This window comes from Streptomyces sp. NPDC047028 (assembly GCF_040644095.1).
Taxonomy (GTDB): Bacteria; Actinomycetota; Actinomycetes; order Streptomycetales; family Streptomycetaceae; genus Streptomyces.
Map to the genome: position 1 here is coordinate 25,809 of NZ_JBEYVS010000044.1, position 25,950 is coordinate 51,758.

Genomic DNA, 25,950 nt, shown 5'->3' on the forward strand with positions numbered 1-25,950 from the left:
CGAAGGTCGTGGGGGGCTGGGGTCACCAGACGGCGTGCAGGGCGGCCAGCAGCGTGCGGGCCTGCATGTTCAGGAAGTAGCCGCGGCCGAGGAGTTCACCGGCCTGGGCGAGGGAGACCCACACGTAGTCGTCGGGTACGTCGCCGAGGTCGTCCGGCGCCTCGACGACGAGGTAGCGGTTCTCGGCCCGGTCGAAGCGGGCGCCCTCCTCCGAGACCATCACGTCGTACCGCACGCGCGCGGGCGGTGCGCCGAGTACCTCGCGCAGGAAGCGGGGGCGCTGCCGCTCGGGCAGGTGCCGGTGGTTGGAGGGGGTGCACTGCACGGTGGGGCACAGCTCGACCACGTCGAGGAGTCCGGCCTCGCTGCGGGCGTGCAGCAGCACGTGGAGGACTCCGTCGACGGCCCGGGTCAGCAGGGCGCAGACGCCGCCCGGCGCCGGGACCAGCAACGGCTGGGCCCAGTGGCCGACTTCGCGGCTGGCCGCCCACACCTCGGCGCCGGTGATGCCGAAGTACCGTCCGTCGGACCGGCCGAGGGCGCCGTCGGCCCGCCGCCAGCCCCCGCCGACCTCGGCCAGCGGGATGCTCTGCTGCTCCACGCGGGTGCGGGCCTTGATCTCGTTGACGGCGCTGACGAGCGCGGGTGTGCTGTGCACGGTGGGGGCGGCGGGGGCGAGCGAGCGCAGCAGGGCGGCGCCGTAGCCGTCCCGGGCAGCCGCCTCGTCCACCTCGTACGACAGGCAGGCCAGTACGGAACTCGCCTCCATCGACACGAGGTTGTCGCGCCCGAGCAGCCGACGGATCTGGCCGAGGGTGAGCCAGCAGAAGTCCTCGTGGCCGGCGACGTCGCGCGGGTCGGCGACGACGACCATGTGCCGGTTGCGCTTGCGCAGGAACCAGGAGCCCCGCTCGGACTGCAGGCTGTCCACGAGGACCCGGCCGGCCGACGGCGCGACGAAGTGCTCGGCGTGGTGCGGTCCGCGCCCCTGGTGGACGCCCATCAGGTTGGACCGGGTGGCCTGCACGGTGGGTGCGAGGTGGACGGTGTTGACGTTGCCCGGTTCGGTCTTCGCCTGCACCAGGAAGTGCCACACGCCGTCGAACTCGGCGACGAGGAAGCCGAGGACGCCGATCTCCCGCTGGCTGATCACCGGCTGTTCCCAGCATGCGCCGGGCCCGCCGTCGCCGGTGCGCACCCGCAGTCCCTCGACGGCGAAGAAGTGGCCGCTGTCGTGCCGCAGGTCCCCGGTGTCCGGCGCGAAGTGCCAGCCGTCCATCGCCTCCAGCGGGATCCGCCGCACGGTGAACCCCTCACGGGCCTGCCGCTCGGCGAACCACCGCTCGAAGACGGCGTTGGGCATGACCGCGCTGTCCCCGGCCAGCGCGGACAGGGCGAGCGCCTCGCGTACGGCTCCCGGGGCGGGCGTCGTCCCGACCGGGGCCGTCGCCGGCTCGGCCATGGCCGGCCCCGTCGCAGCCGGGACCGGCACCATCCCCGCCGAGGCCGGCGCCGTCTCAGCCGCGGGCATCGGACGTCAGTCCTTCGATGACCGGTACGACGCTCGCCGGCAGCGGCTGGGCCTCGATGTCGGCGCGCAGGGCGGCGGCGCCCTTGCGCAGGCCGGGCTCGTCCAGGATCCGGGCGACCGCCTCGCGCACGGCGTCGGACCCGGCCTGCCCGCCGTCCTCGCGGCCGGCGTCGAAGAGGTCCTGGTCGATCTGCAGGCCGGCGCCGACGGCTTCGAGCCGGTCGACGTTGAACCGCCCCTCGGGGATCTTGGTGATGCCGACCTGCGGCACGCCCTGCGCGGCGGCCGTCATCATCACGCCGGTGCCGCCGGTGTGCACGATGGCGTCGCAGCCGTCGAGGAGCATGCTCAGCGGCACCCAGCCGACGGGCCGCACGTTCTCGGGGAGTTCCCCGAGGTGGCGCAGATGGTCCTGCTCGGTGGCGCCGACGGTGAGCAGCACCTCCACGTCGAGGTCGGCCACGGCCCGTACGACCCGCCCGAAGGTCTCGATGACGCCGACGCCCATCTTCTTCTGCTGCGAGGTGCCCCAGGTGACGCAGACCCTGGGGCGGCGCGCGGGGCGCAGCAGCCAGTCGGGCTCGGCGCCGGGGCCGTTGTAGGGGACGTACCGGATCTGCTGCCGGGCGATGTCGCGCTGTCCGGGCCAGCGCAGGCTCGGCGGGCAGGGGTCGATCCACAGCGTGGGGTCCACGCGGGGTTCGACTCCGTGGCGTTCGAACAGGCGCAGGTACTCCGGGTTGGGCTCGGTGCCCGTGCGGTCGGCGATCTCCAGGCGCAGCAGGCGGGCCATGCCGTAGAGGTGGGAGACGCTGGGGATGCCGAGCACCTGGGCGACGACCGGTCCGGCGAAGGTCACCGGGTCGTGCACGATGACGTCGGGGCGCCACGCGCGGGCGTACTCCAGCAGCCCGTCGACCATGTGTTCGGCGACGCTGAACTGCTTGAGGGCGAGCTGGTCGGTGACCCGCACCCAGGCGGCGTCGTCCGGCTCGTCCTGGCGCGCCTTCCGGGGCCGGAAGACGTCCCGGGCGTACCAGGCGGCCGCGTCGATGTCCCGGCCCACCGTGACGGAGGGGATTCCGGTGCGCTCTGCGGCGTCGGTGAGCGCGGGCGTACTGGCGATCCGCACCTCGTGGCCCGCCGCGATCGCCGACCATGCGGTCGGCACGAGCGGATAGACGTGGGGGCGCGCGGCGTAGGTTGAGAACAGGATGCGCATCTCGTGCGGTCTCCTCGCATACGGCGGCTGGCTCCCCGACGCTAGGACCGCCCCCCGGAGCTGTCCTTGAGCCCGTCTCGACCTGCGGGATCGGTGTGCGGACACGCCTCCGGGGCGAGCGCCGCACGCGCTCGCCCCGGAGTTGCGGCGGAACCGGTCAGGCCCGCACCAGTTCCCGCTCCCCACCGGAGTCGGAGCCCGAACCGGAGCCGTTGTCCTGACCGTCGGCCGGGCCCGGGACGCGCAGCCCCTCGCCCTCCACGTCGACGTTGGGCAGGGCGCGGTCCAGCCACTTCGGCAGCCACCAGGCCCGCTTGCCGAGGAGGGCGAGGACGGCCGGGACTATGGCCATGCGGACGATGAACGCGTCGAAGAAGACCGCGATGGCGAGGCCGAAGCCGATCATCTTGACCATGGCCTCGCTGGAGCCGATGAAGCCGGAGAAGACGGCGATCATGATGACGGCGGCGGCGGTGACCACCCGGGCGCCGTGCCGGAAGCCGGTCACGACGGCCTGGGTCGGCTTCTCACCGTGGACGTAGGCCTCCCGCATGCGGGTCACGAGGAACACCTCGTAGTCCATGGCGAGGCCGAAGACCACGCCGACCATGAAGATCGGCATCATCGACATCACCGGACCGGTCTGCTCGACGTTCATCAGGCCCGACAGCCAGCCCCACTGGAAGACCGCGACGACGGCGCCGAGGGCCGCGAGCACGCTGAGCAGGAAGCCGAGGGCCGCCTTCAGCGGGACGAGGACGGAGCGGAAGACCACGATGAGCAGGAGGAAGGCCAGGCCGACGACAAGCGCCAGGTAGGGCAGCAGGGCGTCGTTCAGGCGCTGGGAGACGTCGATGTTCATCGCCGTCGAGCCGGTGACGAGGACCTCGGAGTCGGTCGTGGACGCGATGTCCTTGCCCTTGTCGCGGATCGAGTGGACCAGGTCCTCGGTGGTGGTGGAGGACGGCTTGGACTTCGGTACGACGGTGATGGTCGCGGTGTCGCCCGCCTTGTTCGGCGCCGGCGGGGTGACGCTGACGACGTCCTTCAGGCCCTTGATCTCGTCGCGGACCTTGGTGAAGTCCGCCTTGGGGTGGGCGCTGTCCTTGGCGTCGACGACGACCATCAGGGGGCCGTTGAAGCCGGGTCCGAAGCCGTCGGAGAGGAGGTCGTAGGCGCGGCGCTGGGTGGTGGAGACCGGCTGGGAGCCGTCGTCCGGCAGGCCCAGTTCGAGGGAGGCGGCGGGCACGGCGGCGGCGCCGAGGCCGAGGACGCCCAGCAGGAGGACGGCGACGGGGCGGCGGACGACGAAGCTCGCCCAGCGGGTGCCCATGTTGGGCCGTCCGGGCTTCTTGGGCGCCCGGCCGCCGCCGAGCAGCCTGCTCTTCTCACCGGCCGGCTTGACCCGGCGGCCCACGTAGCCGAGGAGCGCCGGGATCAGGGTGAGCGCGATGAGCACGGCGACGGCGACGGTGCCGGCGGCGGCGATGCCCATCTTGGTCAGCATCGGGATGTTGACGACGGACAGGCCGACGAGGGCGATGACGACGGTGAGCCCGGCGAAGACCACGGCGGACCCGGCGGTGCCGACGGCGCGCCCGGCCGCCTCCTCGCGTTCGCGGCCCTCGGCGAGTTCGGCGCGGTAGCGGGAGACGATGAACAGGGCGTAGTCGATACCGACGGCCAGGCCGATCATCGAGGCCAGGGTGGACGTGGTCGAGCCCAGGTCCAGCACGTCGGCCAGCGCGGTGATGGTGGAGACGCCGATGCCGACGCCGATGAGCGCGGTCAGCAGCGGGAGCCCGGCCGCGATCAGTGAGCCGAAGGTGATGACGAGGACGACGGCGGCGATCGCGATGCCGATGACCTCGCTGGAGCCGGTCTCGGGCGTGGCGTTCAGCGCGTCGCCGCCGACCTCCACGGTGAGCCCGTCGTGCCGTGCGTCCTGCGCGGCGTCCTTCAGGGCGTCGCGGGAGGAGTCCTCCAGCTCCATGCCGGAGACCTTGTACTTCACCGAGGCGTAGGCGATGGCGCCGTCCTTGCTCACGGCGTGCCCGGTGTAGGGGTCGGCGACGGAGACGACCTCGGAGCCGGCCTTCAGCTCCTTGACGGTCTTCTCGACGGTCGCCTTGTTGGCGTGGTCGGTCATCTTCTCGCCGCTCGGCGCCTTGAAGACGACCCGTGCGGTGGCGCCGTCGGCGCTGGCGCCCGGGAAGCGCTGTTCCAGCAGGTCGAAGGCCTTCTGGGCCTCTGTGCCCGGGATGGAGAAGGACGTGTTGCCGGCGGTCGGCGCGGTGGCGGCGCCCACCCCGGCCAGGGTGAGCAGCGCGACCCACAGCAGCGCGACGAAGTGCCGTCGCCTGAAGGCGAGCCGGCCGAGTTTGTAGAGGAACGTGGCCACGAGGGCGTACTCCCGGTCAGGTCGTGGGGTTCTTCTGGGCAGGGGTGATCAGCCCGGCGACGTGAGCGGTGACGTCAGGTGGTGGGCTTGCTGGGGAACTGGGGAGAGGCCTTCTCGGCGAAGGACTCTACGAGACGGGGACGCCGAGGGCGGGGAGGACGACGGCGTCGATGTACGAGATGAGGAACCGCTGGGTGGGCGGCTGGTCGTCGAGCAGCGACCGGGTGGCGAAACCGCCCACCATCATGTGCACCATGAAGTCCAGCGCCGGGCAGTCGGGACGGACCTCGCCCCGGTCGACGGCCCGCCGCAGGACCTGGCGGAAGCCGCCCATCTCGGGGTCGATGATCTGCTCGCGGAAGGCCTGGCGCAGGTCGTCGTTGTGGTGCATCGCCATGGCGACGCCGCGCATGAGCGCGGAGTTCTGCTCCATCGCGCAGTCGTCCTCCTGCGCCACGAGGGCGTGCAGGTCGCCGCGGAGCGAGCCGGTGTCGATCTCGTCGGCGTGGCCCCGCTTCATGTGTCTGAGGGCCCGGACGACCAGCTGCGCCTTGCCGCCCCACTGGCGGTAGAGCGTGGCCTTGCTGGAGCGGGTGCGGGCGGCGACGGCGTCCATGGTGAGGGCGTCGTAGCCGACTTCCCGGAGCAGGTCGAGCACGGCCGCGTACAGCTCGGCCTCGCGCTCGGGCGTGATGCGACTGCGGCGCCCGGTGGCGACCTCGGTCATCCGCCTCTCCCTTCCCGCTCCCGCTCCGGTGTCCCGCGTCCGAACGACACGATCGTCGTGTCCCGCACTCGAACGACACGATCGTCGGACGACATGGTTTGGTACGTGATGAATGTACCGCAGCACCCTACGAAACGAAACCGTTTCGTACGTGTCGTCGGTCACGAGTGTCGGACCCGCATAAGTTGCTGGCCCCCGCCACCCGGAAAAGCATGGGGAGGTGAGCTATCTGCGCCTGCCCCACCTCAACGGCGACCTGCTGTGCTTCGTGGCCGAGGACGACCTCTGGCTGGCCCCCCTCGACGCCCCCGGCCGCGCCTGGCGGCTCACCGTCGACCGCACCAAGGCGGGCCACCCCCGCTTCTCGCCCGACGGCCGCCGGATCGCGTACACGACCTGGCGCAGCCTCGTTCCCGAGATCCACCTCGTCGACGTCGACGGCGGGCCCGCGCGGCAGCTGACGTACTGGGGAAGCACCGACACCCAGGTCTGCGGCTGGACCCCGCCCGACGAGGACGGGCACAGCGAGATCCTGGCCGTCGCCTCGCACGGCGAGCCGTTCTCCTACTTCACCTGGGCCTACAAGGTCGGCACCGACGGCGACCCCGGCCGCAAACTGCCCTGGGGCCCGGTCTGCGACCTCCAGGTCGCCGACCTCGACGGCAGCCACCAGACCCTGCTGCTCACCGGCACACCACCGCACGAACCGGCCGCCTGGAAGCGGTACCGGGGCGGCGCCATGGGCCGGCTGTGGCTGCACGGCCGGCGGCTGCTGCCCGACCTCGGCGGGCACCTGCACTCGCCGATGTTCGTCGGCGGCCGGATCGCCTTCCTCTCCGACCACGAGGGCGTCGGCAACCTCTACTCCTGCGCCTACGACGGCACCGGTCTGCGCCGCCACACCGACCACGACGCCTTCTACGCCCGGCACGCCGCGAGCGACGGCACCCGGGTGGTCTACCAGTGCGCCGGCGACCTGTGGCTGGTCGACGACCTGGCCGCCGGCGCCCGGCCGCACAAGCTCGACATCCGGCTCGGCGGGCAGCGCGCGGGCCGACGCACCTACCAGGTGCCGGCCGCGCAGCACGTGGACGGCATCTCCGTCGACGAGACCGGCCGGGCCAGCGCCGTCGTCGTACGCAACGGCCTGTACTGGCTCACCCACCGCGACGGCCCCGCCCGCACCCTCTTCGACACCCCCGGCGTCCGGGTCCGCCTCCCGGAGATGCTGGGCACCACCGGGCAGGTCGCCTACGTCACCGACGCCGAGGGCGACGACGCCATCGAGATCGCCCACCTCCCCCGCGCCACCGGCGCCCGCGCCCCCCGCAGACTGGCCTCCGGACAGCTGGGCCGGGTCCTGGAGATGATCAGCGACCCCCTCGGCGAACGCCTCGCCGTCGCCTCCCACGACGGCCGCCTGCTGCTGATCGACACGGGCGCCACGGCCGAGGAGGAGCCGGAGGCCCCCGATACGGCGGCGGAGGCGGCGGACGGGCCGGTCACCGAACTCATCCGGTCCGCCAACGGCCCCGTCCGCGACCTCGCCTTCTCCCCCGACGGCTCCTGGCTCACCTGGTCGCACCCGTTCATCGGCCGCTCGCTGCGCCAGATCAAGCTGGCCCGCATCAAGGACCGGCACATCGTCGACGTCACCAACGGCCGCTTCGAGGACGAGAACCCCGTCTTCACCCGCGACGGCCGTTACCTCGCGTTCCTGTCCTGGCGCGGCTTCGACCCGGTGTACGACGTCCACACCGGTGACCTGTCCTTCCCGCTCGGCTGCCGCCCCTACCTGGTCCCGCTGTCCTCGGCGACCCCGTCCCCGTTCGCCCTCAACCCCGAGGGCCGCCCGGCCGCCGGGGGGCTCGACCCGCTCCAGGACGAGGACACCGGCGAGGCGGGCACGGTGACCGTGGAGGTGGAGGGCCTGGAGAACAGGGTCACCCCGTTCCCCGTCGTCGCCTCCAAGTACTCGCGGCTCTGCCCGGTCGCCGGCGGCGGCCTGGTCTGGCTGCGCTGGCCGATCTCGGGGGCGCTCGGCGAGACCTTCGCCAACCCCGCCGACATCAGCGGACGCCCCACGCTGGAGTACTTCAACATCGCCAAGGCGAAGAAATCCGAACTCGTGGACCACCTCGACTGGTTCGCGGTGAGCGGCGACGCCAGCCGGCTCGTCGTCGTCGACGAGGGCGAACTGCGCGCGGTGCCGTCCACCGAGCTCGGCGACAGCGACTCCACGGTCTGGATCGACCTGCGCCGGATCATCCACCGGGTGGACCCGGCAGCCGAGTGGCGCCAGTCCTACGACGAGGCCGGCAGGCTCATCCGGGCCTACTTCTGGGACCCCGGGATGTGCGGCATCGACTGGGACGCGATCCTCGACCAATACCGCCCGCTGGTCGAACGGGTCGCCTCCCCGGACGAGTTCGCCGACCTGCTGCGCGAGGTCCTCGGCGAACTGGGCACCTCACACGCCTACGTCACCGCCGCCCGCCGCAACGAGGGCCCGCCCCACTACCAGCGCTGGCAGGGCCTGCTCGGCGCCAACCTGGCCTGTCGCGACGGCCGTTGGGCGGTCAAGCGCATCCTGCCCGGCGACTCCTCCGACTCCAAGGCCCGCTCACCGCTGGCCGGCACCGGCATCCGCGAGGGTGCCGTCCTCACCCACGTCGACGGCCGCCCCGTCGACCCGGCCACCGGCCCGTACCCGCTCCTGGCCGGCTCCGGCGGTACGACCACGGACCTGACGTTCGCCCCGGCCGGCGGGACCGGCCGGGCCCGGCGGGTCGCGGTCGTCCCCCTGATCGACGAACGGCCGTTGCGCTACCAGGACTGGGTGGCCAAACGCCGGGGTGTGGTACGGGAGTTGAGCGACGGCAAGTGCGGCTACCTGCACATCCCCGACATGGGCGGCTCGGGTTGGGCCCAGTTCAACCGCGACCTGCGCCTCGAAGTGTCCCGGCCCGCCCTGATCGTCGACGTGCGCGGCAACGCCGGCGGGCACATCAGCGAACTCGTCATCGAGAAACTGACCCGGACCATCCTCGGCTGGGACCTCACCCGGGACGCGGAACCGGTGTCGTACACCTCCAACGCCCCCCGGGGCCCGGTGGTGGCCCTCGCCGACGAGGCGACCTCCTCCGACGGCGACATGATCACCGCCGCGTTCAAGCTGCTCAAACTCGGCCCGGTGGTCGGCCAGCGCACCTGGGGCGGCGTCGTCGGCATGACCGGCCGCCACCGCCTCGGCGACGGCACCGTCATCACGGTCCCCATGAACGCGGCCTGGTTCGACGCCTACGGCTGGTCCGTCGAGAACCACGGCGTCACCCCCGACCTCGAAGCCCTCCGCACCCCCCTCGACTGGGCCGAGGGCCGCTACGCCCAACTCGACGACGCGGTCCAACTGGCCCTGAAACTCCTCCAGACCACCCCCGCCGCCACACCCCCCGACTACACCAACGTCCCAGACCGCTCCCGCCCGGAACTCCCGCGGCGCACATAGGAAGCAGCAAGACTGTCCCCCTCCTCCTCCCCTCCCCCCCCGCAGGCGTCCGGGACGCTTCCAACACGCGGCACGGCAACTCCCCTAGGGGCGCGGGGAACTGCGCGACAAGCCACAACGCACCCGCACACACAGCGCACCGCACCCCCCGACAAAAACGCAGGGCACCCTCCGAAAACGAAGGGCGCCCCACGCCAAGCTCACTCGGCAGAGCCAAGCGAACTACACCTCGAAGTCGCGGTCGAACCGCTCCCCCATCTCCTGCTCCGCCGTGTCGTCCATGTCACGCATACCCTCGCGACCCCGCTCGGACGGCTGCTGACCGGAACGGCCCTGCTCCTGACCCTGCCGGCCACGCTCCTGCTGACCACGCTGCTGCTGGCCCCGCTGGCCAAGACGCTCACGGGCCTCGCCCATCTCGTCCTCGGCCTGGTTCTGCCACTCGTTGGACTTGTCCTTCATACCCATGTGGGTTCACTCCCGTAGTGGGTGAGGGTGGGGAATCGGCCCCTGAGTGGGGCCTCGACCAGATTCACACGGCCCACCACGCTACGCATTTCGATCAGTCACGGTCCGTAGCCCGCGCCGCCTCATCCGCCGCCCCACCTGCGCCGACGAGCCCGGAACGCATCCCCTGCAAACGGGACCCGAACCGCCGCATCTCACGCTGCCCGACCGTTCCGATGAGCCCCGGCAGGTACCCGCGCACGCCCTGCATCCCGCGCAGCCACCACTGCCCGTAGACGTGCGCCGAGCGGCGCTCGATCCCGGCGGCGATCCGGTCGACGGCCGGCCCCAGCGGGTACGTCTTGTTGGACGGCCACGGCAGCCGCTGCCGGAGTTCCTTCATGACGTCGTCCTGGTCGGCCCCGCGCACCATGTCGGTGTCGGTCCACGACAGGTAGCCGACGCCCACCCGCACGCCCTGGTATCCGACCTCGGCGCGCAGGCTGTGCGCATACGCCTCCACGCCCGACTTGGACGCGCAGTACGCCGTCATCATCGGCGCCGGCGTGATCGCGGCGAGCGAGGCGATCTGGAGCAGGTAGCCCCGGCTCTCGACCAGCACCGGCAGGAACGCGCGCGCGGTCACCGCCGAGCCGATCAGGTTGACCTCGATGACCCGCCGCCAGGCCTGCGGGTCGGAGTCGATGAACGGACCGCCGGTCGCCACACCGGCGTTGGCGACGACGATGTCGACCTTCCCGAACCGCTCCTTGACCTCGCCCGCGACCCGGCTCATCGCCTCGTGGTCGGTGACGTCGGCGTACCAGTACGCGCTGTCGCTGTGCAGCCGCCCGGAGACCTCCTTGAGCTGCTCCTCCTCCAGTCCGACCAGCGCCACCTTCGCACCGCGCGCGGAGAGCTTGCGTGCCAGCAGTTCGCCGACCCCGCGGGCCGCTCCGGTGACGACGGCGACCTGCCCTTCGAGGCTGACCGTGCTCATGCGCCCTCCTTGATCTGCGCGGGGGTGCCCCCCGTGACGTATGTGGTGACGAGTTCCCGGATCCGGCCGGTCACCTTCTCGGGAGCCTCGACCGGGGTCATGTGGCCGACGCCGGTCAGCTCGGTCAGGCCGACGCACTGGGGCAGCGCGGCGGCCAGGGCGCGGGCGTGCACCGGGGGCGTGAGCCGGTCGACCGCGCCGTGCACGATCGCGGTCGGCACGCGCAACTCCCTTACGCCGTGGTCGAGATCGAGCGCGGAGAGCACCTTGGACCAGGCGTGGCGCGCGGCGCGCGGGCAGGCGTGCACGATCCGCGCGCAGGCCTCCACCATGTGCGGGGCCGAACCCGGGCCCATGGTCCCGTACTTCAGGACGCGCAGCGCGACGGGCGTGACCGGGCCGAGCGGGGCGCGCGAGCCGAGGACGCGCTCGGTGATCCAGGTGCGCACCCGCCCGGCCGGCAACGGTACGACCCGGGACTCCGCGACCAGCCGCGAACTGCCGGTGCTGCACAGCAGTACGGCGGCGGCGTGGGACCGGAACAGGGGGCGTTCGGCGGCGGCCATGACGGTCATGCCGCCCATGGAGTGCCCGACGACCAGGGCCTTCTCGCCGGGGGTGAGGGTCGCGGCGAGCACCGCCTCCAGGTCGTCGGCCAGGGCCTCGGTGGTGCAGGCGTGGCTCACGGGGCTGCGTCCGTGGCCCCGCTGGTCGTAGGCGACGACCCGGTGGTCGGCCGCCAGCTCCCGTATCTGCGCGGCCCAGAACGCGGTGGAACAGGTCCAGCCGTGGGAGAGGACGACCGGGGGCGCGTCGTCGGGGCCGTGTACCTCGACGTGCAACCGGGCACCGTCGGCGGACTCGACGGTCAGGACCCGGGCGGGGGTGGGCGGGGCGTAGGGACCGCTGGTGACGGATGCGCTACGGCCGCTGCTGCTCCGGCTCATGCGGCGGCCTCGCTCTTCGACTCGGCCTTCTTCGCGCTCGCCCTCGTCTTCGGCTTCGGCTGCTCGGCGGGCCGGCGGATCACCTCGTACTCCGCGAGATCCACCCGCCGGGTCGCGCGCCGGAACTCCGTGGTCGTACCGGGCCAGATGGTGGTGTTGCGGCCGCTGGCGTCGAGGTACCAGCTGGTGCAGCCGCCGGTGTTCCACACGGTCCGCTTCATCCGCTCCTGCACCCGGTGGTTCCAGTCCTCGACGGCCGCCGGCCGGGCATCGAGGGCCGTACGCCCGCCGAGGACGTCCAGTTGCCGTAGATAGTCGGCCATGTAGTTCAGCTGGGACTCGATCATCAGGATCATGGAGGAGTTCCCGAGGCCGGTGTTGGGCCCGATGATCGTCATCCAGTTCGGGAACCCGGCGGCCGAGGCGCCGCGCAGCGCCTGCATGCCGCCCTTCCAGGACTCGGCGAGGGTGCTGCCGTGGGCGCCGACCACGCGCTCGGCGATCGGCATGTCCGTGACGTGGAAGCCGGTGCCGAAGATGATCGCGTCGACCTCGGCCTCGGAGCCGTCGGCGGCGACGACGGTCGAGCCCCGGATCTCGCTGAGCCCGCTCGCGACGACGTCCACGTTGGGCCGGGCCAGCGCCGGGTAGTAGGTGCTGGAGAGCAGGATCCGCTTGCAGCCTATGCGGTAGTCCGGGGTCAGCTTGGCGCGCAGGGCCGGGTCCTTGATCGCGCGGCCCATGTTGCGCAGGGCGAGCTTCTCGATGAGACCGAGTTCGTCGGGGCGCTTGGTGAACGCCTGCACCTGGAGTTCGCGGATGCCCCAGAGCAGTCCGCGCCGGGCCTGGGTGGTGAAGGGCACCGTGCGGTGCAGCCACCGCTCGCCGCCGCTGATGGCGCGGTCCGCGCGGGGCATCACCCAGGGCGGGGTGCGCTGGAAGAGGGTGAGGCGGCCGACCTCGGGCTGGATGGCGGGCACGATCTGGATGGCGGAGGCGCCGGTGCCGACCATGGCGACGCGCTTGCCGGCGAGGTCGTAGTCGTGGTCCCAGCGGGCGGAGTGGAACACCTTCCCGGGGAAGGAGTCCAGGCCCGGGATCTCGGGGATCTTCGGGTCGGACAGCGGTCCGGTCGCGGAGACGACGACATCGGCGGTGAGGGAGCCGCTCGCCGTCTCGATCTCCCAGCGCAGCTGCTCGGCGTCCCAGCGCATCAGCTTGACCTCGGAGTCGAAGCGGATGTGCGGGCGCAGCCCGAAGACGTCGGCGACGTGCTCCAGGTAGGCGCGGATGTGCCGCTGCCCGGAGAACGTGCGGGGCCAGTCGGGGTTGGGCGCGAAGGAGAAGGAGTACAGGTGGGAGGGTACGTCGCAGGCGCACCCGGGGTAGCTGTTGTCACGCCAGGTGCCGCCGACGCTGTCGGCCCGCTCCAGGACGACGAAGTCGGTGATCCCCTCGCGGCGCAGCCGCACGGCGGCTCCCAGCCCGCCGAATCCGGACCCGATCACCGCCACCCGTACATGCTCGTGCTGGGCCATGCCGAAGCCTCCACGCCTCGCTAGGACTCCGCCAGTGAACACTGGCGCAATGGGACTGTAGAGCAGCGGCGTACCGAGCGGTAGGGGGTGCGGCACAGAAGTTACCGGCGGTACAACATAGGCTTCGGGCGTGGCAGAACAGGCAGGACGTCCCGAGGCCCGGCGCGAGTACCGCATGGAGGAACTGGCCCGCCTGGCCGGCATCACCGTGCGCACCCTGCGCTTCTACCGCGAGCGCAAACTGATCCCGCCGCCCCGCCGCGAGGGCCGCCTCGCCTGGTACGACGAGCATCACCTGGCCCGCCTGCGCACCATCGCCGCCCTGCTGGAGCGCGGCCACACCCTGAACGGCATCGCCGAGCTGGCGGAGGCCCTCGACCAGGGCCGTGACGTCGCGGACCTGCTCGGCGTCGGCACCCCCACCGAGGAGGAGCCGGTCCGCCTCACCCCCGAGGAACTCGCCGCCCGCTTCGAGGGCGAGGTCACCCCGGAGAACCTGGCCGCCGCGATGGAGCTGGGGTACCTGGGCACCGACGGCGACGAGATCGTCCACATCAGCCGCCGCCTGCTGGACGTCTCCTCCGCGCTGGTCCGCGAGGGCATCCCGCTCGCCGAGGTCCTCGCCGCCGGCGCCCGCGTCCGCGAACACGCCGACGCGATGGCCGCCCTCTTCGCCGACCTCATCCTCCGCCACTCCCCCGAGGAGGACCTCCACCGCCTGCGCCCCCTGGCCCGCAGCGTCGTCGAGGCGGAGATCTCCCTGGCCCTGGACCGGCGCCTGAGCAAACGGGACTGAATCCCGGGGCCTCAGGGCCGGTCGTAGACCACCGTCACCGGCGCGTGGTCCGACCAGCGCTCGGCGTGCGTGACGGCCCGCTCGACGACCGCCTTGACCGCGCGCTCCGCGAGCCCCGGGGTCGCCACGGCGAGGTCGATCCGCCAACCTGCGTCGTTGTCGAAAGCGCGCCCCCGGTAGGACCACCACGTGTACGGCCCCTCCGTGTCCGGGTGCAGGGCGCGGACGATGTCGACGTAGCCGCCGTCCGCCGGGTCGAGGACGCGGCTCAGCCAGGCGCGCTCCTCGGGCAGGAACCCGGAGTTCTTGGTGTTGCCGCGCCAGTTCTTGAGGTCGGCCTGCTGGTGGGCGATGTTCCAGTCGCCGCAGACCACGACCTCGCGCCCCTCGGCGGCGGCGCGGGCGCGCAGCTCCTTGAGGTGGACGAGGAAGGCGTCCATGAAGCGGATCTTCTCGTCCTGCCGCTCGGTGCCCACCTCGCCGGAGGGCAGGTAGAGGGAGGCGACGGTGAGGCCGGGCAGGTCGGCCTCGACGTAGCGGCCGCTGCCGTCGAACTCGGGCGAGCCGAAGCCCACCCGGACTGCGTCGGGCTCACGGCGGGTGTAGAGGGAGACACCGGCCCGGCCCTTGGCGGCGGCGGGCGCGTGCACGACGTGCCAGCCGTCGGGCTGCCGTACGCCCTCGGGCAGCTGGTGCGGCTCCGCGCGGACCTCCTGCAGGCACACCACATCGGCCTGCGTCGTCGCCAGCCACTCCACGAAGCCCTTCTTCGCGGCGGCCCGCAGTCCGTTCACGTTCACACTGGTCACAGTGATCAAAGCACACTCCTCATTGCCCTCTGTCACGACGGCCCACGGGTCAGGTTCCCAGACCGGGGGAACGTCTACGAAGAGGGAACCCTTTCGCTTGCCCGCGACGATCCGCCGCACGAGCGCTGCTTCGATCTGAGCAGAGCCCGCCTACACCTTCTTCGCAAGTTGCCGGGCGCCGCTCGACGTGACGTCACGGTGTGACGCCTCGATGTCACGCCTTATGGGGTGACGGCATCAATCGAACACCGGAGGTCATCATGCCGCGTACACGCAAGGACGAGGCGCCGCTCCTCGTCGACGGGCCGGTCATGCAGGGCCGATACATGGAACTCGACGACTACACGGTCTCCTTCGAGACTTTCCCCGAGGACGCCGACGGCACGCCGGCCTTCCTCGGGCTGCCCGACGACCGCTGCCAGTGCCCCCACTGGGGCATGGTCCTCTCGGGCCGACTGGAGCTGCGTTTCCGCGACCGGACCGAGGTCTACCGGGCCGGCGACATCTACTTCGCGTCTCCCGGTCACGTGCCGGTGGTGGCCGCGGGGACCGAGACCGTCGACTTCAGCCCGACCGAGAAGCTGCGGGAGACGACGGCGGTCGTGGCCGCCAACATGAGCAGCGCGGGAGGTACCCGATGAGCACCACGCAGGTCAGTGCCGAGAACACGGCCCGTGTGCTGGCCGACAAGTTCATCACGTTCCTGGAGACCGGCACCGCGCCGCAGGAACTGTTCACGCCGGACGTGTTCGTCGACTTCACCCTGCCGCGGTGGCGACTGCAGGCGCAGGGCACTCAGAACGCCCTGGCGCTGCGCACGGCCGGCCACCCCGGGCCCAGCCGAGTGCCCCGCTCCCGGCTCGATGCCACGACGACAGGGTTCATCCTGGAGGTCGAGGAGCAATGGGAACAGGATCACGAGTCCTGGTACTGCCGGGAGCTGTTCCGTGCCGACGTGTCCGACGGGTCGATCTCCCAGCTGTCGGTGTACTGCACCGGCGACTGGGACCGAGCCCGGGTGGCCGAACACAGCCGAACGGTGCGGCTGCTCAAACCCTGAGAACGCACCCGACCGCAGTAGGGTCTGATCATGGAGTCCGCGGCCGAACAGGCTGCCGCCGCCCGGGCGGCGCTGCTGAAGGCCTACGCCCAGGCCCGTGACAGCGGCGACGCCGAACTCATGGCGGCGGCGGCACTCGACCTGCCGTCCAGCCAGCGCTTCGGCACGCATCCGGGCCAGGTTCCCGCCCTGATCCACGAGGCCTACGCGGCGGCCGCCACACCGGTGAGCCGCTGCCGCCTCGCCGCCGCGCTGGCCCGGGCCTGGGTCTACGGAGGCGACTCCCGGCGTGCGGTGGGCTTCGCCCGCGAGGCGCTCGACCTGGCGGACGAGCTCGGTGATCCTGAGGTCTCCGCCGACGCCCTCGACGCCGCGCTGGTGGCCCACTGGGGTCCCGACGACTTCGCCGAGCGGCTGCTCCTGTCGGCCCGCCTGGCCGACGCAGCCGCCCATCTCACAGATCCTGCACGTCAGCTGACCGCCCACCTGTGGCGGCTGACCACCGCGTGGGAGTGCCTCGACGTCGTCTCGATTCAGCGGCAGCTCCGCGCACTGGACCTCCTCGCCGAGGAGTCCGGCTCCGCGCGAAACGCCTTCTTCGCCGCATCCCGCCGGGCCATGCACGCCCTGGTCGTCGACGACCTCGATGCGGCCGACCGGCTCATCGCGCAGTCCGCCGAGCTGGGTGAGCAGGCCACCGAGCCGGACCTGGATGCGGTCCTGCACAGCCTGGCCGCCGCCCGCGCCCGCCGGACCGGGGACCTCGACATACTGCGGAGCGAGGCCGCCGCGTTCGCCGAATTCGGCGCCGCGGAGGGGGTGCCATCGGTGTCAGCCGAGGCCGCAGCGCTCTGGCTCGCCGCCGACGAACCGGACCGCGCACGGGAGCTGCTCGACCAACTCGCCGGCAGCGGGCTCGACGCCGTCCCGCGCGACGTCGACTTCCTGCTCACCGTGTCCTCACTCGTCGAGGTCGCAGCCGGGCTCCACTGCGAGGACCTCCTCGAAGAAGGCGCCCGCCTGCTGGAGCCCTTCGCCGGCCGAGCGGTGCTCAACACCGGCGCGGTGATCTTCCACGGCGTCGTCGACGACTACCTCCACCTTTGCGAACAGGCTCTCGGCCGCGCAGGCGCCACACGCTGGCACCACAGCGCGACCTCTTGCTACCAGCGGATCGGCGCCGGCTGGTGGCGCGAGCGTCTCAACGCCCCGACGGCTCGGACCCCACCGCCCCGGGAGCTCACCGCTCGGCTGCGCCAGGAGGGCGACCTCGACTGGGTGGTCGGGAGGAGCGGCGCCACCTTCGTGCTGCCCGACCTCAAGGGGCTGCACTATCTGCGTGAACTGCTGCGCAACCCGGGCGTCGAGATGAGCGCGCTCAAGCTGTCCTCCTCGGCCCCCGGCCACGCGCCGGTCGTCGTCGACGACACGGACACCGGAGAGGTCATCGATCGGCAGGCCCTGGCTGCCTACCGCGAGCGGTTGCGCGAGATCGACGCCGAGCTCGACGACGCCGGGCCCTGGACCGGCCAGGCCGACCTTGCCCGGCTGCGCATGGAGCGCGAGGCGTTGCTCGCCGAGGTGCGCGCGGCCACCGGCCTGGGCGGACGCCATCGTCACTTCGGTTCGAGCCACGAGCGGGCCCGTGTCGCGGTGCGCAAGACGATCGCCTCCGCCCTGGACCGCATCCAGCAGCACGACGACGCCCTCGCCCGGCTGCTGCGCGACACCCTCCACACGGGCACGTCCTGCCGTTACGACCCGGATCCCGCCCGGCCGGTGACCTGGCTGCTCGACCGTCCACGACCCGAGCCCGGGAGCGGCCCTCAGGCGGACGCCGGCCCCGGCGACGAAACGGGTCGTGGGACGCCTTGACCAGCCCGTGGCCGCGTGGTCGTGCTCAGCCGTGGCTCCACTCGGCTCGGCGGACGGTTTCGGCGAACTGCTCGGCGCCGACGACCGCCTCGCGAAGGTCGTCGGGCCAGTGTTCGACGAGGTCCGCAGCCCAGTTGGACCAGTCGGCGACGATTCGGTAGTAGTCAGTCAGGAACCGTCCGACGAGCAGAAGTTGGGCGGCGCGCTCGGGAAAAGGTCCCTCTCCCGCCTGGTAGTCGCGGGCCGCGGCGAGGTTACCCCGGTTGCGTTCGACAGCCCAGTCCCGTGCGGCGCGCAGGGTGGCCAAGGTGTCTAGCGACGACGCAGATTCGGCGAAGAACACCTGCAGCAACTGTTCGCACTCCAGCACCGGGCCGTCGCCCGGCTCGCGCAGCCAGTCCGCCAGCCTGTCACGGCCGTCCGGGGTGATGGCGTAGACCGTTCTGGGGCGCCGGCCCACCATCTGGCGCTCGGCGCGTGCCAGCCCGTGGCGGACGAGCTTCTTGGGCTCTTCGTAGATCTTGCTCTTGGCCCGGGGCCAGATCCTTCCCAGGCTGCGGTCCATCTGCTGAGCGAGTTCGTAGGTGCTCCATGGCCGTAGCGAGAGCAGGCCGAGGATCGCGTAGGACGTAGTGGTGAGTGCCGGGTCGCTTGACATCGCCACCTCCGAGGCGTAATCCGGACATTAGTCCCAAAGGGAGTATAAGGCAGGTGGTCGAGATGACCAGGACGCTTCGAGTCGCCCCGTCCAACGCCGACCAGGCCCGCGCCTGGGACGGCAGCGAGGGTGAGTACTGGGCACAGGAGGCCGACCAGTTTGACCGTGCCCTTCGCGCCTACCGGACCCGCTTCCTGGACGCCGCCGGCATCGGCCCCGCCGAGCGGGTCCTGGACATCGGCTGCGGGACGGGTGAGACCACCCGGGACGCGGCCCGCCGGGCCGGTGCCGGGCACGCGGTCGGCCTCGACCTGTCGGCCGAGATGCTCAGCGTCGCGCGGCAACGGGCCGCGGCGGAACAGCTGTCCAACGCGGTGTTCGAGCAGGCCGACGCGCAGGTGCACCCGTTGCCCGAGGATGAGTTCGATGCGGCGATCAGCCGGACCGGCACGATGTTCTTCGCCGACCCCGCCGCGGCGTTCCGCAACGTCGCCCGAGGGCTGCGCCCCGGCGGCCGGTTCGTCCAGCTCGTCTGGCAGGTCCCACAGCGCAACGAGTGGTTCACGGCCTTCACCACCGCGCTGGCGGCGGGCCGGGACCTGCCCACTCCGCCACCGGACGCGCCCGGCCCGTTCGCGCTGGCCGACCCCGACCGCGTCAGCGCGCTGCTCACCGACGCGGGCTTCCGAGCTCCGCACATCGAAGCGCTCACCGCACCGATGCACTTCGGCGCGGACCCCGAAACCGCCCAGCGGTTCGTCACCGGCCTGCTCGGCTGGCTGCTCACCGAACTCGACGAAGACGCCCGGGCTCGTGCCCTGGCCGATCTGCGTGCGAGCCTCGAGGCCCACCGCACGCCCGAGGGCGTGCTCTACCCGTCGGCCACCTGGCTGGTCACCACTGCCCGTTGCTGAGTGCGCCACTGGGACACCGATCTCCAAGGAGGTGGCCCGCCATGGGCTACTTCGCCGTCACCCGCGAAGCGGGTCCCGCCTGGTCGTGCTCGCCGGTCCCCTGTCCGGCACCGAGCAAGGACGCCTGCGCGCACTGCTGATCGTCAACGCGGACAACGAGACGCAGATCCTGCGTCCGACTTGTCAGGCAGGGCCGGCTCCAGGGTGCAGGGCGGCGCGGCGGGGCAAAGGTCTCCGGGTGCGGCACTACCGTCATGAGGGTGACGGGAATCAATGCCGACCAGCGGTGGTCCGAGTCGATGCCGGCGGCCTATGAGCAGTACCTCGTGCCCGTGGTCTTCCGGCCCTTCGCCGAGGACCTGACCGCGAGGGCGGCGGCTCTCCACCCTCGGCGCATCCTCGAACTGGCTGCGGGTACAGGCGTGTTGACATCGCACCTGCTCGCCGCAGCACCGTCGGCCGACGTGACGGCCACCGACCTGAACGAGGCCATGGTCGCCTTCGGGTCGGCCCAGGCCCCAGGCGCGGAGTGGCGGCAGGCCGACGCGCAGCGGCTGCCCTTCTCGGACGGAGACTTCGACCTGGTGGTCTGCCAGTTCGGCGTGATGTTCTTCCCCGACCGGATCGCGACCTTCACCGAGGTGAGGCGGGTGCTGGCCTCGGGAGGGCGGTTCTTGTTCAACACCTGGGGCCCGCTCGGGACGCACGCCTTCGAGGTCGCGCTGCAGGCGGGGCTGGAGCTGGCCTTTCCGATCGACCCGCCGCGGTTCTTCCCGACGGTTCCGCATGGCTACGCCGATCCCGCTGTCGTTGCCGCCGATCTGGAGGCCGCCGGGTTCGACGTCGAGGAGGAGCAGGAGCTGACGCTTCAGGGCCGGGCCGCCTCGACCGCCGATCTTGCCAACGGGTACCTCGCCGGGACACCGGTGCGCGCGGCCGTCGAGGAGCGCGGCGACGGACCAGCCGTCCGGGCCACCGTCATCGAGGAGATGACGGCCCGTCTGGGCCCCGGGCCGGTCACCGCCCCGATGACTGCGTACGTCTTCCGCGCCGCGGCATGACGACCGGTGCTCATCGGGCACCTGGCCCTGTCTGTCACTCCCTCGGCCGACCCGACCACCGCACAGCCTGCGCTGGAGCGCCGTGGCGAAGACGACCGCGAGGGCAAGCACGATGAATCGACTGCCCCGGCGCGGCGCACCGGTCCTCAGCGCTTGGCCGCGACGTAGTAGACGTTGATCGGGTCGCCCTCCACGGACTTGATGTCGATGTTCTCGAAGGACGCCTCCTTCAGCATCCGCACCGCCGTCTCCTCCCCCCACGCGGTGCCCAGGCCGGCTCCGCCCGTGCTGAGCGAGGTCGTCATGCAGTAGAAGACGGAGAAGCCGTAGAGCGCGGGCGCGAACGGATGTCCGACGTTCGCCTCCAGCTTGCTGGACGCGGCGATGTCCCCCATCAGGAACGTGCCTCCCTCGCGCAGGCCCCTCGCGATCGCCGCCAGCGTCTCGGCCGGCCGCGCCAGGTCGTGGATCACGTCGAAGGCCGTGATGAGGTCGTACTCGCCGGTAATATCTGTCGAGTCGGCAAGCGTGTAGTGGAGGTTGGCCAGCCCGGCGCGGGCCGCCTCGGCGCGCGCGGTCCCGATGCCGGCGTCCGACTGGTCCAGGCCGTGGAAGCGGCTGGCGGGGAAGGCCCGGGCCAGCACGAGAGGCGCGTGCCCCTGGCCGGTGCCCACGTCGAGAACGTCGATCCCGGCGCGCAACCGCTCCTCGAGCCCCTGCACCAGCGGCACGATCGTGTCCACCAGCGCCAGGTCGTAGACCCGGGCGGTCTCCTCGGCCTGCAGGGCCTGGAACCGTGGATAGGCGGCGTACGGCACGCCGCCGCCGTCGCGGAAACAGCGCACGACCTGCTGTTCGACCTCGCCCATGAGCGCGACGTAGGGCATCATCCCGGCCAGGTTGTCCGGGCCCGCCGCGGTGGTCAGACACGCGGCGTGCTCCGGCGGCAGAACGTACGTCTGTTGCTCCGGCTCGTACTCCACGAAACCGCCGACGACCATGCCGCCCAGCCACTCGCGCACATACCGCTCGTCGAGGTCTGCCGCCTTGGCTATGTCGGCGCTGGTCGACGGCGGAAGGGCGGCCAAGGCGTCGAACAGGCCGCACTGGTGGCCGACGCTGGCGAGCAGGGCGAGAGCGGCCTTGTTCAGGACATCGGCGACCTCCCCCGCGAACGCCTCCTGCCTGGCGGGATCCAAGGGCACCTGGTGCGCATCAAGGGTGGACATCATCGCTCCTTCCGTCCGGGGCGGATGCGACGCATCCACGAAGGCCGGTGTGCATTTTTTACGTTACGCCCGGAATGCGGACCTGATTCTTACGGCGTGAGGACGTCTCGAGCAGCCAACGCCGCGGGGCCGTGCGGCCTTGACAGGGGTTCCAGATGGCGTTGAGTCCGTTTCCGGTAGCGGTCGCGTCCGGGTTATGGAATCCCTGGCGGACGAGTCGCCCCAGGCGGGAACGGGTGACGTCGATCGAGGGCTCGTCGGTGGGGCAGGCCGAGGCGCTCGTGCAGGTCACGGACGCGGAACACCTGTAGCGACAGCCTCGCCACTTCCGCACCACGGCTGGTGACGGCCGCCGAGACGGCCGCCGCGTGCGTGGTCCGCGTGATGGCTATGGCCGCCAGGGCATCGGCGCCTACGGGGGCGGTGGCGCGTGACCGAGCCCACCAACACCGCCGCGATCGCGGGCGCCCTCGCCGAGCCGCGCGGCGCGGCGCGATGGCCGAGGGGTTCGCCACCGTCAACGGATCGTTGGCCCTGTTCGCGCAGCGCGGCGGCCAGACAGACAAGGCCCTCGCATGCACTGACCCTGCGCACCGTTCGGGTCACAGTCAGCACCCGAGCACGATGCCGGCCGGGGAGCGGCGCCCGAATTGTCTCGTTGTGTGGACCGAGCGGGAAGCGCTGACCGCAAATACGTACGATGTCCGGCGTGAACTTTCGCCGTGTCCCCTTCGACCACCCCGACGCCGTCAAACTCAACGACGAGGTACAGGCCGAGTACCACGAGCGGTACGGCGACGGCGGCGACGCCACCGAGCTGGACCCGTCGGACTTCCAGGCGCCGAACGGGACGTATCTGATCGCCTACGACGAGGCCGACCGGCCCGTCGCCACGGGCGGCTGGCGCCGGCAGGACGCGAACGACGAGGGCAACGCGGACGGCGACGCCGAGCTGAAGCGCATGTACGTCGTCGCCGCTATGCGCGGCCGGGGACTCGCCCGGCGGATGCTGGCCGCACTGGAGGAGGACGCCCGCGCGGCGGGACGGGCCCGCATGGTCCTGGAGACCGGCACCAAACAGCCGGAGGCCATCGCCCTGTACCGGTCCTGCGGCTACGAGCCCTGCGGGAAGTTCGGCTACTACCGCTTCCACGAGGACAGCCGCTGCTTCGCGAAGGGGTTGTAGGGGCTGTAGGGACTCCTGCCGGGAGGTGTACGGGGGCTCACTGCCAGCCGTTGCTGCCGGCCGGAGTGGCCTGCCAGCCGTTGCTGTCGCCCGTCGCCGTCTGCCAGCCGTTGCCGTCGGCGAGGGTCTGCCAGCCGTTGCTGTCGGGGGTGAGCTGCCAGCCGTTGCTGTCCGGGGTCGCGGTGACGGAGGCGCCGCTCAAGTGGGACGCGAGGGACGGCTGGAAGTGTGCGGTGGTGGCCACGGCGGTGGCGGCGACGAGACCGATGAGCGCGGCGGCGACGTTCTGCTTGGCACGAACGGACATGGCGATGACTCCGGTTCGACGGGGGTGGGTCCGGGTTGCCCCGGCGGCCGGGGCGTTCTCCCCGACGCCATGAATCTCTCACCACCGCATGGCCGGAACCGTTCGCTCCGCCGCCACCTTGCTGCACGCCCGCGTCAGCATGGTGTCAGCGACGGGTCAGTCCGGCGTCGGCCGGTCCGGCGTCAGCACCGCGTCAGCGGCTCGTGGAGCTCACCCCTCCGCTATCACCACCGCCGAGGCGATCCCCGCGTCGTGGCTGAGCGAGAGGTGCCAGCCGGTGACGCCGAGTTCCGCGGCACGGGCGGCGACGGTGCCGCGCACGGCGAGCCGGGGCCGGCCGGTGTCGTCGGTGAGCACCTCCGCGTCCGTCCAGAGCAGGCCGGGGGGTGCCCCGAGGGCCTTGGACACCGCTTCCTTGGCGGCGAAGCGCGCGGCGAGCGAGGCGGGGCCGCGCGGATCGCCTTGCGGGGTGAGCCGTTCGGCGGGCGTGAAGACGCGGGTCAGCAGGCCCGGCGTACGGCCCAGCGACTCCTCGAAGCGTGCTGTGTCGGCCACGTCGATGCCGACTCCGACGATCATGGTCCGGGACATCCTCTCGGGTACGGGTCATCGTGAGCGGCTACCGGTGACTGCGCCGGTGCCGACGGCTCAAGCACGCACGGCGTACAGCAGCAACTCCCGCATCTCCGCCCAGCGTTCGAGCAGGTCCCGACGGCGGGTGAGGGTGTCGGAGATGTGCTGGAGGCCGAAGAAGGCGGCGACGAGAGTGCGGGCCGCCGAAGCCGGGTCGACGCCCTCGCGCAGTTCGCCGGCCTGCGCGGCCTTGCCGAACAGGTCGGTCGCCAGCTCGGTCCAGCCGACGTACGGCGTCGGCAGCGGCACGTCGATCAGGGACCGCTCGATCTGCAGCCGCGCCCCGCCCTGCACGATGGTGTCCCCGTGGAACGCCTCCGCGCACCCGTCGAACATGGCCACCAGCGTGTCCATGGGCCCGAGCCCCCGGCGCTGGGCGCCCTCCAGCAGGGTGGGCCAGCGGCCGTAGTGGGCCTCGACGACCGCCACCGCGAGGGACTCCTTGGACGGGTAGTGGTGGTAGACGGCGCCCTTGGTCATCCCGGCCCGCTCGGCCACGTCCTTCATCGAGGTGTCCTTGAAGCCGTGCTCGGCGAACAGCTCGGCGGCCTTGAACAGGACGAGGTTGCGGGTCCGGATGGCCCGGTCCTGACGGGGTTCGGGACCGCGGGCCACCGCGGACTCCGCGGGCTTCGCCCAGGATGCGGGCGTCGACGACGCTGCCATGGCGGCTGCCTCTCTCGTACGTGCCGCCCGGCCGCGGGATACGGGCCGGACGCCGGTGTGGCCGGGTGGGACGAGACCTCCGACCGAACTGTCATTGCAATATACCTTCCCGGCGGTATATTTTCGATCCGCCAGTGAGCGCGGCGCTCCAACGCCCGCTCCGGCAAAGGCTTCTGCATGCCGCTGACGTTCTGGGGGGACGTAAACATGCACGCAACGCACCAGCCGATACAACTCGCCGGCATACCGGCCGCGCCCGCCGCGGCCGACGCACTCGGCGAGAACGAACTGCACGGCGCTGATCGGGAGTTGTCCTTCGACAGCTGTGTACCCAGGAACCTGGTCCACAAGCAGGCCGTCGCCGAGGTGTTCCTCACCGACGTGCTCGCCCGCGACCGGGACCGGTTCGCCGTCGCGGCGCAGTGGCCCCGCGACCACGTGTTCTTCCAGCCGGGCGCGGACGGCTGCGGTGACCCGCTGCTGTGGATCGAGACGGTACGCCAGATCAGCATCTACCTCTCCCACCGCTTCTACGGTGTCCCACACGGCAACCAGTTCATCCTGATCGACACGGGCTTCGTCATCGACGACCCGCAGCCGCCGCGGCCCAGCGCCGCTCCGCTCGCCGTGACACTGGACGTCAGCGTCGACGTCCAGGCGCAGGACGCGCGCCGGCTGGCGGCCTCGCTGGAGGCGGTCGTCTCCATCGGCGGCGTCCGGCGCGGTACGGCCACGCTGACCTGGCAGGCCGTGGACCGCCGTCGCTACGACACGCTGCGCAGGCGGCGCGGTGGAGCGCCGGTGATGTCTGGGACCGGTGCCGACCGGAGCGCCCTGGTCCCGTCGGCGGTGCCGGTGCTCCCGGCGGCCGTCGGGCGCAGGCACGAGGCGAACGTCCTGCTGGCCGCGCCGCCGGGAGACGGCGACCGCTGGCAGTTGCAGCTGGACGACTCGCACCTGGTCTTCTTCGACCACGCGCTGGACCACGTCCCGGGCATGGCCCTCGTCGAGGCGTTCCGCCAGGCGACCGCGCTGGCCAGCAGCCGGCAGGGGGCGCCGGACCCGGCGCCCCGGCTGTGGGCGCTGACCTCCGGCCGGCTCGCCTTCCACAGCTTCGCCGAACTCGACGCGCCGGCCACGGTGGACGCCACGCGGGCCGACGGGGCCGAGACCGCCGACGGGGAGCGCGCGTTCGAGGTGGCCGCCACGCAGGAGGGCCGCTCGCTGGCGACCGGCCGCCTGACCGGCCGGGCCCTGCCCGTCGCCGGGCACCGGCCCCGTACCCTCACGTCCGCGGGCGGTGCGGCGTGACGACCTGGATGGAGGAGAGACGCCCGGCGGAACATCGCCGGCCCCAGGTGCAGCCGGTCCGGTTGCAGGCGCGGGTGCCGCAGCCGCGTGCCCCGTGGGGCGCCGGTCCAGCGACGCCCCGGAC

23 protein-coding genes are annotated in these 25,950 nt (G+C 71.9%); 9 read left to right on the forward strand and 14 right to left on the reverse strand.

Annotation, left to right across the window (positions count from 1 at the left end):
* Positions 1-22: 22 nt before the first annotated feature.
* The 4 genes from ABZ854_RS30360 to ABZ854_RS30375 form a co-directional block, all read right to left on the reverse strand.
* Positions 23-1,531, reverse strand: coding sequence for an NDP-hexose 2,3-dehydratase family protein (locus ABZ854_RS30360; RefSeq protein WP_361217081.1), 1,509 nt, complete (start codon positions 1,529-1,531; stop codon positions 23-25).
* Complete coding sequence (locus ABZ854_RS30365) at positions 1,518-2,753, reverse strand: nucleotide disphospho-sugar-binding domain-containing protein (protein WP_361217083.1); 1,236 nt, start codon at positions 2,751-2,753, stop codon at positions 1,518-1,520. Before ABZ854_RS30365 ends, ABZ854_RS30360 begins: the two co-directional genes overlap by 14 nt.
* 157 nt (positions 2,754-2,910) lie before the next feature.
* Complete coding sequence (locus tag ABZ854_RS30370; RefSeq protein WP_361217086.1) at positions 2,911-5,154, reverse strand: MMPL family transporter; 2,244 nt, start codon at positions 5,152-5,154, stop codon at positions 2,911-2,913.
* A 127-nt stretch (positions 5,155-5,281) separates the two neighbouring features.
* Positions 5,282-5,881, reverse strand: a complete 600-nt coding sequence (locus ABZ854_RS30375; RefSeq protein ID WP_361217089.1) for a TetR/AcrR family transcriptional regulator — start codon at positions 5,879-5,881, stop codon at positions 5,282-5,284.
* A gap of 220 nt (positions 5,882-6,101) precedes the next feature.
* Between ABZ854_RS30375 and ABZ854_RS30380 the strand changes: the two genes are divergently transcribed.
* Positions 6,102-9,389, forward strand: coding sequence for a S41 family peptidase (locus ABZ854_RS30380; RefSeq protein WP_361217092.1), 3,288 nt, complete (start codon positions 6,102-6,104; stop codon positions 9,387-9,389).
* Positions 9,390-9,611: 222 nt separating this feature from the next.
* Here ABZ854_RS30380 and ABZ854_RS30385 read toward each other — a convergent pair whose 3' ends face one another.
* From ABZ854_RS30385 to ABZ854_RS30400, 4 genes are all read right to left on the reverse strand, one after another.
* On the reverse strand, positions 9,612-9,857 hold the full coding sequence (locus ABZ854_RS30385; protein ID WP_361217095.1) for a hypothetical protein: 246 nt from the start codon (positions 9,855-9,857) through the stop codon (positions 9,612-9,614).
* A 94-nt stretch (positions 9,858-9,951) separates the two neighbouring features.
* Complete coding sequence (locus ABZ854_RS30390) at positions 9,952-10,836, reverse strand: SDR family oxidoreductase (RefSeq protein WP_361217098.1); 885 nt, start codon at positions 10,834-10,836, stop codon at positions 9,952-9,954.
* On the reverse strand, positions 10,833-11,783 hold the full coding sequence (locus ABZ854_RS30395; protein ID WP_361217101.1) for an alpha/beta hydrolase: 951 nt from the start codon (positions 11,781-11,783) through the stop codon (positions 10,833-10,835). Before ABZ854_RS30395 ends, ABZ854_RS30390 begins: the two co-directional genes overlap by 4 nt.
* The gene (locus tag ABZ854_RS30400) at positions 11,780-13,321 is read right to left on the reverse strand and encodes an NAD(P)/FAD-dependent oxidoreductase (RefSeq protein WP_361217104.1); all 1,542 of its coding nucleotides are present in this window, start codon (positions 13,319-13,321) and stop codon (positions 11,780-11,782) included. Before ABZ854_RS30400 ends, ABZ854_RS30395 begins: the two co-directional genes overlap by 4 nt.
* Before the next feature lie 175 nt (positions 13,322-13,496).
* Between ABZ854_RS30400 and ABZ854_RS30405 the strand changes: the two genes are divergently transcribed.
* Positions 13,497-14,117: a MerR family transcriptional regulator gene (locus ABZ854_RS30405; RefSeq protein ID WP_361217163.1), complete on the forward strand. Its 621-nt coding sequence runs from the start codon at positions 13,497-13,499 to the stop codon at positions 14,115-14,117.
* An 11-nt stretch (positions 14,118-14,128) separates the two neighbouring features.
* Here ABZ854_RS30405 and ABZ854_RS30410 read toward each other — a convergent pair whose 3' ends face one another.
* On the reverse strand, positions 14,129-14,935 hold the full coding sequence (locus ABZ854_RS30410) for an exodeoxyribonuclease III (protein ID WP_361217107.1): 807 nt from the start codon (positions 14,933-14,935) through the stop codon (positions 14,129-14,131).
* 251 nt (positions 14,936-15,186) lie between these two features.
* Between ABZ854_RS30410 and ABZ854_RS30415 the strand changes: the two genes are divergently transcribed.
* The 3 genes from ABZ854_RS30415 to ABZ854_RS30425 are packed head-to-tail and all read left to right on the forward strand — an operon-like array spanning position 15,187 to position 17,861.
* Positions 15,187-15,567, forward strand: coding sequence for a hypothetical protein (locus ABZ854_RS30415; RefSeq protein WP_361217110.1), 381 nt, complete (start codon positions 15,187-15,189; stop codon positions 15,565-15,567).
* On the forward strand, positions 15,564-15,986 hold the full coding sequence (locus ABZ854_RS30420) for a hypothetical protein (protein WP_361217113.1): 423 nt from the start codon (positions 15,564-15,566) through the stop codon (positions 15,984-15,986). The genes ABZ854_RS30415 and ABZ854_RS30420 overlap by 4 nt, the downstream gene beginning before the upstream one ends.
* Before the next feature lie 30 nt (positions 15,987-16,016).
* Positions 16,017-17,861 carry a hypothetical protein gene (locus ABZ854_RS30425; protein WP_361217116.1) on the forward strand — a complete coding sequence of 615 codons (1,845 nt, stop codon included), beginning with the start codon at positions 16,017-16,019 and terminating at the stop codon, positions 17,859-17,861.
* Positions 17,862-17,886: 25 nt separating this feature from the next.
* Here the strand turns inward: ABZ854_RS30425 and ABZ854_RS30430 are convergent, their stop codons facing one another.
* Positions 17,887-18,519, reverse strand: coding sequence for a PadR family transcriptional regulator (locus ABZ854_RS30430; RefSeq protein WP_361217119.1), 633 nt, complete (start codon positions 18,517-18,519; stop codon positions 17,887-17,889).
* Positions 18,520-18,581: 62 nt separating this feature from the next.
* Here ABZ854_RS30430 and ABZ854_RS30435 point away from each other — a divergent pair, with 62 nt between their 5' ends.
* Both ABZ854_RS30435 and ABZ854_RS30440 read left to right on the forward strand, forming a co-directional pair.
* The gene (locus ABZ854_RS30435; RefSeq protein ID WP_361217122.1) at positions 18,582-19,433 is read left to right on the forward strand and encodes a methyltransferase domain-containing protein; all 852 of its coding nucleotides are present in this window, start codon (positions 18,582-18,584) and stop codon (positions 19,431-19,433) included.
* Positions 19,434-19,687: 254 nt separating this feature from the next.
* Complete coding sequence (locus tag ABZ854_RS30440; protein WP_361217125.1) at positions 19,688-20,494, forward strand: class I SAM-dependent methyltransferase; 807 nt, start codon at positions 19,688-19,690, stop codon at positions 20,492-20,494.
* Between the two features lie 146 nt (positions 20,495-20,640).
* Here ABZ854_RS30440 and ABZ854_RS30445 read toward each other — a convergent pair whose 3' ends face one another.
* Positions 20,641-21,723 carry a methyltransferase domain-containing protein gene (locus ABZ854_RS30445; RefSeq protein ID WP_361217128.1) on the reverse strand — a complete coding sequence of 361 codons (1,083 nt, stop codon included), beginning with the start codon at positions 21,721-21,723 and terminating at the stop codon, positions 20,641-20,643.
* A 709-nt stretch (positions 21,724-22,432) separates the two neighbouring features.
* On the opposite strand from ABZ854_RS30445, the gene ABZ854_RS30450 reads away from it, so the two are divergent.
* Entirely contained in the window at positions 22,433-22,909 is a 477-nt protein-coding gene (locus ABZ854_RS30450; RefSeq protein ID WP_361217131.1) for a GNAT family N-acetyltransferase, read from the forward strand.
* Between the two features lie 37 nt (positions 22,910-22,946).
* Here ABZ854_RS30450 and ABZ854_RS30455 read toward each other — a convergent pair whose 3' ends face one another.
* The 3 genes from ABZ854_RS30455 to ABZ854_RS30465 all read right to left on the reverse strand — a co-directional run bounded on the left by ABZ854_RS30455 (position 22,947) and on the right by ABZ854_RS30465 (position 24,515).
* Positions 22,947-23,216: a hypothetical protein gene (locus ABZ854_RS30455; RefSeq protein ID WP_361217134.1), complete on the reverse strand. Its 270-nt coding sequence runs from the start codon at positions 23,214-23,216 to the stop codon at positions 22,947-22,949.
* 210 nt (positions 23,217-23,426) lie between these two features.
* Positions 23,427-23,795, reverse strand: coding sequence for a holo-ACP synthase (locus ABZ854_RS30460; protein WP_361217137.1), 369 nt, complete (start codon positions 23,793-23,795; stop codon positions 23,427-23,429).
* Between the two features lie 69 nt (positions 23,796-23,864).
* The gene (locus ABZ854_RS30465) at positions 23,865-24,515 is read right to left on the reverse strand and encodes a ScbR family autoregulator-binding transcription factor (protein WP_361217140.1); all 651 of its coding nucleotides are present in this window, start codon (positions 24,513-24,515) and stop codon (positions 23,865-23,867) included.
* Between the two features lie 207 nt (positions 24,516-24,722).
* On the opposite strand from ABZ854_RS30465, the gene ABZ854_RS30470 reads away from it, so the two are divergent.
* Positions 24,723-25,826 carry a ScbA/BarX family gamma-butyrolactone biosynthesis protein gene (locus ABZ854_RS30470; protein WP_361217143.1) on the forward strand — a complete coding sequence of 368 codons (1,104 nt, stop codon included), beginning with the start codon at positions 24,723-24,725 and terminating at the stop codon, positions 25,824-25,826.
* The last annotated feature ends 124 nt before the right edge of the window (positions 25,827-25,950 follow it).

Bases quoted from the DNA above. Each gene is read 5' to 3' on its own strand.
- ABZ854_RS30420 (WP_361217113.1), top strand. From the start codon at position 15,564: ATGAGCACCACGCAGGTCAGTGCCGAGAACACGGCCCGTGTGCTGGCC.
- ABZ854_RS30360 (WP_361217081.1), bottom strand. From the start codon at position 1,531: ATGCCCGCGGCTGAGACGGCGCCGGCCTCGGCGGGGATGGTGCCGGTC.
- ABZ854_RS30415 (WP_361217110.1), top strand. From the start codon at position 15,187: ATGCCGCGTACACGCAAGGACGAGGCGCCGCTCCTCGTCGACGGGCCG.
- ABZ854_RS30385 (WP_361217095.1), bottom strand. From the start codon at position 9,857: ATGGGTATGAAGGACAAGTCCAACGAGTGGCAGAACCAGGCCGAGGAC.
- ABZ854_RS30465 (WP_361217140.1), bottom strand. From the start codon at position 24,515: ATGGCAGCGTCGTCGACGCCCGCATCCTGGGCGAAGCCCGCGGAGTCC.
- ABZ854_RS30435 (WP_361217122.1), top strand. From the start codon at position 18,582: ATGACCAGGACGCTTCGAGTCGCCCCGTCCAACGCCGACCAGGCCCGC.
- ABZ854_RS30425 (WP_361217116.1), top strand. From the start codon at position 16,017: ATGGAGTCCGCGGCCGAACAGGCTGCCGCCGCCCGGGCGGCGCTGCTG.
- ABZ854_RS30440 (WP_361217125.1), top strand. From the start codon at position 19,688: ATGAGGGTGACGGGAATCAATGCCGACCAGCGGTGGTCCGAGTCGATG.
- ABZ854_RS30365 (WP_361217083.1), bottom strand. From the start codon at position 2,753: ATGCGCATCCTGTTCTCAACCTACGCCGCGCGCCCCCACGTCTATCCG.
- ABZ854_RS30445 (WP_361217128.1), bottom strand. From the start codon at position 21,723: ATGTCCACCCTTGATGCGCACCAGGTGCCCTTGGATCCCGCCAGGCAG.
- ABZ854_RS30455 (WP_361217134.1), bottom strand. From the start codon at position 23,216: ATGTCCGTTCGTGCCAAGCAGAACGTCGCCGCCGCGCTCATCGGTCTC.
- ABZ854_RS30375 (WP_361217089.1), bottom strand. From the start codon at position 5,881: ATGACCGAGGTCGCCACCGGGCGCCGCAGTCGCATCACGCCCGAGCGC.
- ABZ854_RS30390 (WP_361217098.1), bottom strand. From the start codon at position 10,836: ATGAGCACGGTCAGCCTCGAAGGGCAGGTCGCCGTCGTCACCGGAGCG.
- ABZ854_RS30430 (WP_361217119.1), bottom strand. From the start codon at position 18,519: ATGTCAAGCGACCCGGCACTCACCACTACGTCCTACGCGATCCTCGGC.
- ABZ854_RS30460 (WP_361217137.1), bottom strand. From the start codon at position 23,795: ATGATCGTCGGAGTCGGCATCGACGTGGCCGACACAGCACGCTTCGAG.
- ABZ854_RS30400 (WP_361217104.1), bottom strand. From the start codon at position 13,321: ATGGCCCAGCACGAGCATGTACGGGTGGCGGTGATCGGGTCCGGATTC.
- ABZ854_RS30470 (WP_361217143.1), top strand. From the start codon at position 24,723: ATGCACGCAACGCACCAGCCGATACAACTCGCCGGCATACCGGCCGCG.
- ABZ854_RS30395 (WP_361217101.1), bottom strand. From the start codon at position 11,783: ATGAGCCGGAGCAGCAGCGGCCGTAGCGCATCCGTCACCAGCGGTCCC.
- ABZ854_RS30405 (WP_361217163.1), top strand. From the start codon at position 13,497: ATGGAGGAACTGGCCCGCCTGGCCGGCATCACCGTGCGCACCCTGCGC.